At 67.3% G+C, this 11,427-nt stretch carries 11 protein-coding genes; 2 read left to right on the top strand and 9 right to left on the bottom strand.

The window, feature by feature from the left end; all coding sequences use genetic code 11:
* The 4 genes from ACQKIP_RS27375 to ACQKIP_RS27360 form a co-directional block, all read right to left on the bottom strand.
* On the bottom strand, positions 1-959 hold a 959-nt coding region (locus ACQKIP_RS27375), incomplete at its 3' end, for a cytochrome b (protein ID WP_427744368.1).
* Positions 956-2,011, bottom strand: a complete 1,056-nt coding sequence (locus ACQKIP_RS27370) for a cytochrome bc1 complex Rieske iron-sulfur subunit (protein ID WP_365852695.1) — start codon at positions 2,009-2,011, stop codon at positions 956-958. The genes ACQKIP_RS27375 and ACQKIP_RS27370, both read right to left, overlap by 4 nt.
* Positions 2,008-2,817 (bottom strand): cytochrome bc1 complex diheme cytochrome c subunit, encoded by an 810-nt coding sequence (locus ACQKIP_RS27365; RefSeq protein ID WP_190081330.1) that lies wholly within the window; start codon positions 2,815-2,817, stop codon positions 2,008-2,010. Before ACQKIP_RS27365 ends, ACQKIP_RS27370 begins: the two co-directional genes overlap by 4 nt.
* An 83-nt stretch (positions 2,818-2,900) precedes the next feature.
* A complete protein-coding gene (locus ACQKIP_RS27360) occupies positions 2,901-3,521 on the bottom strand; it encodes an aa3-type cytochrome oxidase subunit III (protein ID WP_361199048.1) in 621 nt (206 codons plus the stop codon).
* A gap of 178 nt (positions 3,522-3,699) precedes the next feature.
* Here ACQKIP_RS27360 and ACQKIP_RS27355 point away from each other — a divergent pair, with 178 nt between their 5' ends.
* Positions 3,700-4,101: a hypothetical protein gene (locus ACQKIP_RS27355; RefSeq protein ID WP_365852693.1), complete on the top strand. Its 402-nt coding sequence runs from the start codon at positions 3,700-3,702 to the stop codon at positions 4,099-4,101.
* 73 nt (positions 4,102-4,174) lie between these two features.
* Here ACQKIP_RS27355 and ACQKIP_RS27350 read toward each other — a convergent pair whose 3' ends face one another.
* From ACQKIP_RS27350 to coxB, 4 genes are all read right to left on the bottom strand, one after another.
* On the bottom strand, positions 4,175-5,422 hold the full coding sequence (locus tag ACQKIP_RS27350; RefSeq protein ID WP_365852691.1) for a L,D-transpeptidase: 1,248 nt from the start codon (positions 5,420-5,422) through the stop codon (positions 4,175-4,177).
* A 154-nt stretch (positions 5,423-5,576) separates the two neighbouring features.
* Positions 5,577-5,975 (bottom strand): cytochrome c oxidase subunit 4, encoded by a 399-nt coding sequence (locus tag ACQKIP_RS27345; RefSeq protein ID WP_361199039.1) that lies wholly within the window; start codon positions 5,973-5,975, stop codon positions 5,577-5,579.
* Positions 5,972-7,708 carry an aa3-type cytochrome oxidase subunit I gene (ctaD, locus tag ACQKIP_RS27340; RefSeq protein ID WP_361199036.1) on the bottom strand — a complete coding sequence of 579 codons (1,737 nt, stop codon included), beginning with the start codon at positions 7,706-7,708 and terminating at the stop codon, positions 5,972-5,974. The genes ACQKIP_RS27345 and ctaD overlap by 4 nt, the downstream gene beginning before the upstream one ends.
* The gene (gene coxB, locus ACQKIP_RS27335) at positions 7,705-8,667 is read right to left on the bottom strand and encodes an aa3-type cytochrome oxidase subunit II (protein ID WP_361199033.1); all 963 of its coding nucleotides are present in this window, start codon (positions 8,665-8,667) and stop codon (positions 7,705-7,707) included. The genes ctaD and coxB overlap by 4 nt, the downstream gene beginning before the upstream one ends.
* Before the next feature lie 316 nt (positions 8,668-8,983).
* Here coxB and ACQKIP_RS27330 point away from each other — a divergent pair, with 316 nt between their 5' ends.
* Complete coding sequence (locus ACQKIP_RS27330; RefSeq protein ID WP_365852688.1) at positions 8,984-10,363, top strand: cysteine desulfurase/sulfurtransferase TusA family protein; 1,380 nt, start codon at positions 8,984-8,986, stop codon at positions 10,361-10,363.
* 15 nt (positions 10,364-10,378) lie between these two features.
* Here the strand turns inward: ACQKIP_RS27330 and ACQKIP_RS27325 are convergent, their stop codons facing one another.
* Complete coding sequence (locus ACQKIP_RS27325; protein ID WP_365852686.1) at positions 10,379-11,353, bottom strand: carbohydrate kinase family protein; 975 nt, start codon at positions 11,351-11,353, stop codon at positions 10,379-10,381.
* Between the last annotated feature and the right edge of the window lie 74 nt (positions 11,354-11,427).

The following is an 11,427-nucleotide window of genomic DNA, read 5'->3' as shown; positions in this document are numbered from 1 at the left end:
CGGATCAGGCCCTCGGAGAAGCCCATGTACCAGTCGGGCTGGGCTCCGGTGGAGACCTGGTCGGGTCGGTAGGGACCGAGCGCCCAGATCGGGTTGATCGTGGCGATCGCCGAGACGGCCGCGATGACGCCGAAGACCAGGAAGAAGAAGCCGCCGGCCTTCGCCATGTACACGGGAAGCAGCGGCATGCCGACGACGTTGTTGTTCGTCTTGCCGGGGCCCGCGAACTGCGTGTGCTTGTGGTAGAAGACCAGGATCAGGTGCGCCACCACGAGGCCGAGCATGATGCCCGGCAGCAGCAGGATGTGCACCGAGTAGAACCGGGCCACGAAGTCGCCGCCGGGGAACTCCCCGCCGAACAGGAACATCGACAGGTACGTGCCCACGATCGGCACGGACAGGATCGCGCCCTGCATGAAGCGCACACCGGTACCGGAGAGCAAGTCGTCGGGGAGCGAGTAGCCGGTGAAGCCGGTGAACATGCCCAGGACGAACAGCAGGAAGCCGAAGACCCAGTTGACCTCGCGCGGCTTGCGGAAGGCACCCGTGAAGAAGACGCGCATCATGTGCACGAACATCGCCGCGAGGAAGATCAGCGCCGCCCAGTGGTGGATCTGCCGGATGAGCAGACCACCGCGCACGTCGAAGCTGATGTGCATGGTCGAGTTGAACGCCTCGGACATCAGCTGGCCCTGCAGCGGGATGTAGCTGCCGTGGTACTCCACCTCGTTCATCGACGGGTGGAAGAACAGGGTCAGGTACACACCCGTGAGGATGATGATGATGAAGCTGTAGAGGCAGATCTCACCGAGCATGAAGGACCAGTGGTCCGGGAAGATCTTGCGCATGTTGGCCTTGGCCAGGGAGTAGATCCCCAGGCGGCCGTCGGCCCAGTCGGCGACCCGCTCACCGGCGGGCGCCTCCTTCTTGCGGTTGTCGTCGTTCGCCGGAGTACTCATCCGCGCTCCCAGAATGCAGGACCGACGGGCTCGGCGAAGTCGCCGAGCGCCTCGAGGTAGCCCTCTTCGTTCACGGCGATGCGCAGCTGCGGCAGCGCGTGACCGGCCGGGCCGAAGATCACTCGGGCACCGTCGGAGAGGTCGAAGGTGGACTGGTGGCACGGGCAGAGGACGTGGTGCGTCTGCTGCTCGTACAGGGAGATCGGGCAGCCGACGTGGGTGCAGATCTTCGAGTAGGCGACGACACCTTCGTGCGACCACTCGAGCTCTTGCTTGTCCTTGATGTCGTCCGGCTGGATACGGACGATCATCAGGGCCGCCTTGGCGATCTCCTTCTGGAAGTCGTGATCGTGCTCCTCCAGGCCCTCGGGCTTGGCGAAGGTCAGCGAGCCGACCGCGATGTCCGACGGACGCAGCGGCTCGTTCGTGTTCATGTTCACGAGCAGCTTGCCCTTGGACCACAGCGTGTGCCGCAGCTTGTCCTCGGGCAGCGGACCGAGGTCACGCAGCAGGACGACGCCGGAGAGCGGCACCATCGCGAGCGCGCCGAACATCGTGTTGCGGATCAGCTTGCGACGGCCGAACTGCGACTCCGCGGCACCGGCCTTGAAGTCGGCCATGACCTTGGCCTTGACCTCGGGCTCGGCCTCGATCGGGTGCCGCTCGTCGGCGACCTCCACGTCGGACATCAGGGTGCGGGCCCAGTGGACCGCGCCCGCGCCGATGCAGAACAGCGCCACGCCCAGGGTCATGCCCAGGGAGAAGTTCAGGGCACTGATGTGGCCGATCGGGAAGATGTAGACGCGCTTGTCGACCGGGAAGGCCACGTACGAGGCGATGAAGCCGATCGTGGCCAGCATCGACAGCGTGAACAGGAAGGCGACCGCACGCTCGGACCGCCTGGCGGCCCGCTCGTCGATGTCCTGGACACGGTGCTCGTGGGGCGGAAGGCCCGGGTCGGCGAACGGGTTCTCGTCCGCGACCGCGACCGAGCCGTGCTCGGTCTCCTGCGTGCTGGGCAGGTTCTCTTCTGGATTCTCTTGGCTACTCATGACTTCTTGGCCTTTGCGGTCCGAGCGGCGACCCACACGGCGACCGCGATCAGCGTGCCGAGACCGAAGATCCAGCCGAACAGGCCTTCACTGACCGGACCCAGGCCACCCAGCTTCAGACCGCCAGGGCTCTCGGTCTGCTCGCCGTTGACCGCGTCGAGGTACGCGATGATGTCCTTCTTGTTCTTCTCCGGCATCACCGTGTCGGGGAAGGACGGCATGTTCTGCGGGCCGGTCTGCATGGCCTCGTAGATGTGCTTCGGGGAGACATCCTCCAACGAAGGAGCGAACTTGCCCTTCGTCAACGCGCCGCCCTCACCGGTGAAGTTGTGGCACTGCGCGCAGTTGGTGCGGAACAGCTCGCCACCCTTGGCGATGTCCGCCCCGTCCGGGCTGTACTGCTTCTCGGTGGGAACGGTCGGGCCCGCGCCCAGCGAGGCGATGTACGCCCCGAGCTGGTCGATCTGGGCCTGGTTGTAGATGGCCTTCTTCTTCGGCGCCTGGGCGCCCGGCTGCTGGAGCGGCATACGGCCGGTGCTGACCTGGAAGTCGACGGCGGCTGCGCCGACGCCCACCAGGCTAGGACCGTCGGAGGACCCCTGACCGCCGGTTCCGTGGCAGCTGGAGCAGCCCACGGAGTACAGCTTCTTGCCCTCGTCGATGGCGAGGGACTGGGCGGTGTCGTCGGCCTGCGCCTTGTCCGCGGGTGCGAACGCGGCGTACAGCCCCCCGGTGGCCGCCAGCGCGAGGAGTAGGACGACGACCGCCGCCAGCGGGTGGCGTCGTCGTGCGGAGAGCTTTTTCACGGATTACCCCGGTGTCAGGATCTTCTGCGTCGATGCTTCTGGAAAGAGTCGGAACGTCGGGCTCGTCGTGAGCCCGGCCCCGTTTACTTGATCATGTAGATCGTGGCAAAGAGACCGATCCAGACAACATCGACGAAGTGCCAGTAGTAGGACACGACGATGGCTGCGGTCGCCTGCTCATGGGTGAACTTCCTGGCCGCGTAGGTCCTGCCGAGGACCAGCAGGAAGGCGATGAGCCCGCCTGTCACGTGCAAGCCGTGGAAGCCGGTGGTCAGGTAGAAGACCGAGCCGTAGGGGTCGGACGAGAGCGAGAGGCCCTCGTGCTTGACCAGCTCGGTGTACTCGTACACCTGACCGCCGATAAAGACCGCACCCATGATGAAGGTGACGATGAACCACATCCGGAGCTTCTTCACGTCACCGCGCTCAGCGGCGAACACGCCCAGCTGGCAGGTGAGGGAGGAGAGCACCAGGATCGTGGTGTTCGTCGCCGAGAACGGGAAGTTCAGCGCGGACGCCATTTCCTTCCAGTGCTCAGGTCCTGTCACCGATCGCAGGGTGAAGTACATCGCGAAGAGGGCCGCGAAGAACATCAGCTCGGAACTCAGCCAAATAATGGTTCCGACGCTGGTGAGGTTCGGCCGATTGACCGGCGGGTGCGCGTGCCCGGTATCTACTGTCGTTGCTGTCGCCACGACCGACATTATGTCGGTCGCTTATCCCGCCCTCACCCCGGGGGGTGCCGTTCGGAGTGTCTGAGGGGTGTGTCCTGCCCGTATGGCCCATCGAAGGGCTGTCCGAACCGCTGTTGACGGGGTGTCCGGAGGAGTAGCATCCGCGCATCGGTCCCCGGCGAAATGCCCTCAACGATGCGGAGGAACAATGCAGCCGACCGCCACGGTGCTGGTCTACAGCGACAACGCGAGCACCCGCGAGCAGGTCCGGTTGGCCACCGGACGCAGGCCGGCGGCGGACGTTCCCGCGGTCGATTTCATCGAGTGCGCGACCCTGCCCGCCGTCCTGAAGGAGCTGGACCGCGGCGGCGTCGACGTCTGCGTCCTGGACGGCGAGGCCACGCCCGTCGGCGGCATGGGAGTCTGCCGCCAGCTCAAGGACGAGATCTTCCAGTGCCCGCCCGTGCTCCTGCTCATGGGACGCCCGCAGGACGCCTGGCTGGCCACCTGGAGCCGCGCGGAGGCAGCGGTGACCCTTCCGGTCGATCCGGTCGAGTTCCCGGACGCCCTGGCCGCCCTGCTGCGCGACAGGCTGGCCATCCAGGCCTGACGGCACGGCAGAAGGCCCCGCGCCTCGGCACGGGGCCTTCTGTGCTGTTCTGCGGCGCTGTTCTGCGGCGCCGCTAGACCTGGGGCCGCAGCCGGGCCGCGTCGAGCGCCGTGGGGCCCTTCTTGACGCCGGCCATCAGGGCGCTGCCCTCCCGCCAGCTCTTCCAGCCGACGTTCCAGTCGCCGAAGCCGTTGCCGAACGGATCCATGTCCGCTCCGGCGCTGTTGACGACCTTGACGATGTCGCCCTGCCGGACGGTCTCGTAGAACCAGGCGGCGTCGTCGGTGCTCATGCCGGTGCAGCCGTGGCTGGTGTTGGCGTATCCCTGGGAGCCGACCGACCAGGGTGCGGCGTGCACGTACTCACCCGAGTCGGTGACCCGCGTGGCGTAGTAGACCATCTTGTCGTAGAAGTCCGATGCGCCGATGCTGGCGCTGGTCATGCGTACGGAGTACTCCTTGCCCAGCACCACCTTGACGCCGTTGCGCGTGGAGTAGCCGGGCTTGCCCGTCGTCACCGGCATGGAGTTGATCTCCTCGCCGTTGCGGTAGACCGTCATGTAATGCGACCCGGCGTCCGTCACGGCCTCGATGCGGTCGCCGATGGTCAGCTTCAGCGGCTTGGCGCTGCCGCCCCAGAGCCGGTCGCGGACCTTGATGCCCTCCAGGTTGCTGCGCACGTTGATCGTCGCGCCCGTGGGCCAGTACTCCTTGGGGCGGTAGTGCAGCGTCTTGCTGTCGACCCAGTGCCAGGCGCCCTGCGTGGCGGGCTGCGTGTCGACCTTCAGGGCGCGCTCCACGATCGCCCTGGCCTTCTTGTCCTTCACCTTGGCGGAGAGCTTGGCCGTGACGGGCTGGCCGACACCGTACTTGCCCGAATCCGGGCCGAAGGTGACGCCGAGGCGCTTCTTCTTCGACGGGGCGCCCGTGTCGAACGTCAAGACCTTGCGGCCCGGTGAGCCGTCCTCGTCCTCGGCGCTGACCCGCACCGTGTAGTGCGCTCCCGCGGCAAGCGGCGCCGTGCTGTGCCAGCGGGCGCCGTCGGCGGCGAGTTCGCCCGCCAGGTACCGCCCCTGCTCGTCGGTGGCCGTCACATCGGTGATGCGCCCGTCCTCGCCCTGGGCGGTGACCTCCAGGGGCTTGTCCGGATCTGCCTTCTGGGTGCCCGCAGGGGCGTTGAAGGCGATCTGGCCCGCCGCGTCGTACGGCTTAGCCGAGAGCGGATGGCCGTCGGAGCTGCCGCATGCCGTGGTTCCCACCCCGAGGGCGGACACCAGCAAGGTGCAGCTCAGTACCGTGCGGATTCGCGGTGAGTGGCTCATGAACACACGGTATGGAGGTTCATCGGCTCCGGCGCGCCGAGTGACCCGTCCGAGGGTCGGCCGCGACACGCCGAGGGGCCCGGACTCTCCTCGCGGAGTGTCCGGGCCCCTCGGTGAAACAGGTTTTCCCTTGGCGGGAGGGGGATTCACAGACTCACTGGGTCTGGTTCTCGCCCCGGTAGTACTCGAAGACCCAGCCGAACAGGCCGATCATGATGATCGGGGCCGAGAAGTAGAGCAGCCACCAGCCGAAGACGACGCCCATGAAGGCGAGCGCGCCACCGACGGCCAGCGAGAGCGGCTGCCAGCTGTGCGGGCTGAAGAAGCCCACCTCGCCGGCCTCGTCCGCTACGTCGGCCTCCTTGTTGTCCTGTGCGGAAGCATCGACACGCCGGGCCGTGAAGGCCAGGTAGTAGCCGATCATGATGCACAGGCCGAAGGCGAGGAACAGCGCGGTCGTACCCGCCGGCTCCTTCGACCACCAGCCGTAGACGATCGCCATGGCGAGCACGAAGACGCTCAGCCAGATGAACATCTTGCCTTGGACCTTCACTTGCCGGCCTCCTTGCCGCCCGCGAGCGCCTTGTCACCGTGGCCGCTGTTCTCGAGCTGGTCGAGAGCCGCGATCTCAGGGTGATGCAGGTCGAACGCCGGGGATTCGGAACGGATCCGCGGCAGGGTGAGGAAGTTGTGCCGCGGCGGCGGGCAGGACGTCGCCCACTCGAGCGAGCGGCCGTAGCCCCACGGGTCGTCGACCTCGATCTTCTTGCCGTACTTGGCGGTCTTCCAGATGTTGTAGAAGAACGGCAGGATCGACAGACCGAGCAGGAACGAGGAGATCGTCGAGATCGTGTTCAGCGCGGTGAAACCGTCGGCCGCGAGGTAGTCCGCGTAACGACGCGGCATGCCCTCGGCGCCCAGCCAGTGCTGCACCAGGAACGTGCCGTGGAAGCCGATGAACAGCGTCCAGAAGGTGATCTTTCCGAGCCGCTCGTCCAGCATCTTGCCGGTGAACTTCGGCCACCAGAAGTGGAATCCGGAGAACATCGCGAAGACGACGGTGCCGAAGACGACGTAGTGGAAGTGCGCCACCACGAAGTACGAGTCCGAGACGTGGAAGTCCATCGGCGGCGAGGCCAGGATGACGCCGGTCAGACCACCGAAGGTGAAGGTGATCAGGAAGCCGACGGCCCAGAGCATCGGTGTCTCGAAACTCAGTGAGCCCTTCCACATCGTTCCGATCCAGTTGAAGAACTTCACGCCCGTTGGCACGGCGATCAAGAACGTCATGAAGGAGAAGAACGGCAGTAGGACGCCGCCGGTGACGTACATGTGGTGCGCCCACACGGTCACGGAGAGACCCGCGATCGCGATCGTCGCGCCGATCAGACCCATGTAGCCGAACATCGGCTTGCGGGAGAAGACCGGGATCACTTCGGAAATGATTCCGAAGAACGGCAGGGCGATGATGTACACCTCTGGATGGCCGAAGAACCAGAAGAGGTGTTGCCATAGCAGCGCGCCGCCATTTGAGGCGTCGAAGACATGGGCACCGAATTTACGGTCCGCCTCCAGGGCGAACAGCGCGGCGGCCAGGACCGGGAAGGCCAGCAGGACCAGTACGGCGGTCAGCAGGACGTTCCACACGAAGATCGGCATCCGGAACATCGTCATGCCGGGTGCGCGCATGCAGATGATCGTGGTGATGAAGTTGACCGATCCGAGGATCGTGCCGAAGCCGGAGAAGGCCAGACCCATGATCCACATGTCGGCGCCGATGCCCGGCGAGCGGACGGCGTCCGACAGCGGGGAGTAGGCGAACCAGCCGAAGTCGGCCGCACCCTGCGGGGTGAGGAAGCCGGCCACCGCGATGAGCGAGCCGAAGAGGTACAGCCAGTACGCGAACATGTTCAGCCGCGGGAACGCCACATCGGGCGCTCCGATCTGCAGCGGCATGATCCAGTTCGCGAATCCGGCGAACAGCGGCGTCGCGAACATCAGCAGCATGATCGTGCCGTGCATCGTGAACGCCTGGTTGAACTGCTCGTTCGACATCAGCTGCGAGCCGGGACGAGCGAGTTCGGCGCGCATGAAGAGCGCCATCACGCCGCCGATGCAGAAGAACGCGAACGACGTGACCAGGTAGAGCGTGCCGATCGTCTTGTGGTCAGTGGTAGTCAGCCACTTGATGACCACAGCGCCCGGCTGTGCGCGCCGTACCGGCAGCTCGTTCGCCGACGAGTCTTCTGCTGCCGCGGCACCCTGAGGTTCGTTGAGGATGCTCACAGGTTGTTCGTCTCCCGGTTCTTCTCGTGCTTCGTCTGCTCGATGCCGGCCGGGATGTAACCGGTCTGGTTCTTCTTCGCCAGGTCCTCGAGGTGCTTCTGGTAGCGCTCGGGGGAAACGACCTTGACGTTGAAGAGCATCCGGGAGTGGTCGACACCGCAGAGCTCGGCGCACTTGCCCATGAAGGTGCCCTCCTTGTTCGGAGTCACCTCGAAGGCGTTCGTGTGGCCCGGGATGACGTCCTGCTTCATGAGGAACGGCACCACCCAGAAGGAGTGGATGACGTCACGCGAAGTCAGTACGAAGCGGACCTTCTCGCCCTTGGGGAGCCAGAGGGTCGGACCCGGGTTGTTGTTCTGCGGGTTCCGCTGGCCGGGCGTGCCGACGTCGTAGACGCCACCGGCGTCGGACGGGAACGCATCACGGAACTTGTCCGGGATGGCCTCCAGCTCCTTGGCCGTCTTGGCGTCCTCCTTGTCGGAGCCCTTCACGTTCTCGATGTAGTTGAAGCCCCAGCTCCACTGGTAGCCGACCACGTTGACCGTGTGGGCGGGCTTTTCGTCGAGGTGGAGGAGCTTCGACTCATCACGAGCCGTGAAGTAGAAGAGCACCGAGACGATGATGAGGGGGACCACCGTGTAGAGCGCCTCGATGGGCATGTTGTAACGCGTCTGCGGAGGTACCTCGACCTTGGTGCGGCTGCGCCGGTGGAAGATGACACTCCACAGGATCAGACCCCAGACCAGCACGCCCGTGGCGAGCGCAGCCGCCCACGAGCCCTGCCAGAGGGAGAGGATCCGGGGAGCCTCCTCCGTTACGGGGGTGGGCATACCAAGGCGGGGAAAGTCCTTGTATGTGCAACCGGTGGCGGTTGCGAGGATCAGGCCCGCAGTCAGCACCTGCGGCAGCTTCCGCCGCATCGGGCGCCGCGACGAGCGGTCGGAGCCGTTGGGACTCACGTAGCGCCTTCCCGAGAGTCTCGGCCCGCGCGGTCGGGTGCGGCCTTCTCGGTCGTCGGTCGCCGCCCTGCGGCGGGCAGGGGTTTGGATGTTTATGCGGGCCAAACCTTACTGGACGCTATTTGGGGTCGCGCGGGGAGGGTGCCTAACGCGCCGCGGGTCACTCCGAAGGGTGGGACCCTGCGCCGTCCACTCCTTTCTGACGGGGGGTCGGGTCGCCGGCCGGCTCGGCGGAATCTGCCGGTCCGCGCCTGCGGGAGCGTCGTGGCCGAGCGCGCAGTTCCCCGCGCCCCTTCGGGGCGCTTAGCGTGACCGCGTGTCCTACTTCGATGTTGCTTCCTCCGCTCCCCTCCACCCCGTGGCCCGGCAGGCTCTGCAGGCCTCGTTGGACGAGGGGTGGGCCGATCCTGCGCGGCTCTACCGCGAGGGGCGGCGGGCCCGGCTGCTGCTCGATGCCGCGCGGGAGGCTGCCGCCGAGGCGGTCGGCTGCCGCCCCGACGAGCTCTCCTTCACCCCGTCCGGCACCGTGGCCGTGCACTCCGGGATGGCCGGGGCGCTCGCCGGGCGTCGGCGTGTCGGGCGGCATCTCGTGGTGTCCGGCGTCGAACACTCGTCGGTCCTCCATTCGGCGGCGTCCCACGAGGCCGCCGGCGGGACCGTGACCGAGGTGGGGGTGGACAGGGGCGGGGCCGTGTCCCCCGAGGCGTACGCCGCCGCGCTGCGCCCCGACACGGCGCTCGCCTGCCTCCAGTCCGCCAACCACGAGGTGGGCACCGAGCAGCCGGTGGCCGACGTCGCTTCGGCGTGTCGGGCCGCCGGGGTGCCGCTCCTGGTGGACGCCGCGCAGTCGCTGCCGTGGGGCAGGGTGGACGGCCAGTGGTCGCTGCTCGCCGCGAGCGCCCACAAGTGGGGCGGGCCCTCGGGCGTGGGCCTGCTCGTGGTGCGCAAGGGGGTGCGGTTCGCCGCGCAGGGCCCGGCCGACGAGCGGGAGTCGGGGCGCGCTCCCGGCTTCGAGAACATTCCGGCGGTGGTCGCCGCGGCGGCCTCGCTCCGGGCCGTGCAGGCGGAGGCAGCCGAGGAGGGCGTCCGGCTGCGGGAGTTGACCGAGCGGATCCGGGCGCGGGTGCCGGGCCTGGTGCCGGACGTGGAGGTGGTGGGCGACCCGGAGCGGCGCCTGCCCCATCTGGTGACGTTCTCGTGTCTCTATGTCGACGGGGAGACGGTCCTGCACGAGCTGGACCGGGCCGGGTTCTCGGTGTCCTCCGGCTCGTCCTGCACCAGCTCGACGCTGACCCCGAGCCACGTCCTGAAGGCCATGGGCGTACTGAGCGAGGGCAACGTCCGGGTGTCACTCCCACGGGGGACACGGGAAGCGGACGTCGAGCGTTTTCTGGAGGTGCTGCCGGGCGTGGTGGCCTCGGTACGCGAACAACTGGGCGCACCGGCGGCTCCCGTGAAGGGCACGGAGTCCGCCTCGCTCGTCGTGGACGCGCTCGGCAAGCGCTGCCCGCTCCCCGTCATCGAACTCGCCAAGGTCATCGGGGACGTCCCGGTGGGCGGCACCGTCACGGTCCTCGCCGACGACGAGGCGGCGCGGCTCGACATCCCGGCGTGGTGCGAGATGCGGGGGCAGGAGTACGTGGGCGAGGAGCCGGCGGACCACGGCGCTGCGTATGTGGTCCGCCGGAGCTCCTGAGGCAGCCGGGCGGGACTAGGCCAGGCGGGCCTGGACCTCGGAGGCCGCCGCGTGGCCGTACGCCTTGGTGAAGCGGTCCATGAAGTTGCTGCGCCGCAGCTCGTACTCCTGGGTGCCCACGGTCTCGATGACCAGGGTGGCGAGCATGCAGCCGACCTGCGCCGCGCGCTCGTGCGATACGCCCCAGGACAGGCCCGAGAGGAAACCGGCGCGGAAGGCGTCGCCGACGCCGGTCGGCTCGACCTTCGCCTCTTCCTCGGGGACGCCGACCTCGATCGGGTCCTGGCCGGCGGTCTCGATGCGCACGCCGTTCGCGCCGAGGGTGGTCACGCGGTGGCCGACCTTGGAGAGGATCTCGGCGTCGGTCCAGCCGGTCTTGGACTCGATGAGCCCCTTCTCGTACTCGTTCGAGAAGAGGTACGTGGCGCCGTCGAGGAGCGTACGGATCTCCTCGCCCTCCATGCGCGCGATCTGCTGGGAGAAGTCCGCGGCGAAGGGGATCTGGCGCGTCCGGCACTCCTCGGTGTGGCGCATCATCGCCTCGGGGTCGTCCGCCCCGATGAGGACCAGGTCGAGACCGCCCACGCGGTCGGCGACGGTCTTCAGTTCGATGAGGCGGGCCTCGCTCATCGCGCCGGTGTAGAACGAGCCGATCTGGTTGTGGTCGGCGTCCGTGGTGCACACGAAGCGGGCCGTGTGCAGCGTCTCGGAGATCCGGACCGACGACGTGTCCACGCCGTGCCGGTCGAGCCAGGCGCGGTACTCGCCGAAGTCGGAGCCCGCGGCGCCGACCAGGATCGGATCCGTGCCGAGCTGGCCCATCCCGAAGCAGATGTTGGCGCCGACACCTCCCCTGCGTACATCCAGGGCGTCGACCAGGAACGAGAGAGAAACCGTGTGCAGCTGATCCGCGACCAGTTGGTCGGCGAAGCGGCCGGGGAAGGTCATCAGGTGGTCGGTGGCGATGGAGCCGGTGACTGCGATACGCACGACGGCATGCTCCTGTGGAGGAGAGGCGAGGGGTTGACACTTCACGCTACCGGGTCGGTGCACCCCCGCTGAAG

The sequence above is a fragment of the Streptomyces sp. NPDC059900 genome (assembly GCF_050270335.1).
GTDB lineage: Bacteria > Actinomycetota > Actinomycetes > Streptomycetales > Streptomycetaceae > Streptomyces.
This window is presented reverse-complemented; position numbering and strand designations above follow the sequence as displayed.

Coding starts and splice junctions, on each gene's coding strand:
- ACQKIP_RS27370 (WP_365852695.1), bottom strand. CDS start 2,011: ATGAGTAGCCAAGAGAATCCAGAAGAGAACCTGCCCAGCACGCAGGAG.
- ACQKIP_RS27360 (WP_361199048.1), bottom strand. CDS start 3,521: ATGTCGGTCGTGGCGACAGCAACGACAGTAGATACCGGGCACGCGCAC.
- ACQKIP_RS27355 (WP_365852693.1), top strand. CDS start 3,700: ATGCAGCCGACCGCCACGGTGCTGGTCTACAGCGACAACGCGAGCACC.
- ACQKIP_RS27350 (WP_365852691.1), bottom strand. CDS start 5,422: ATGAGCCACTCACCGCGAATCCGCACGGTACTGAGCTGCACCTTGCTG.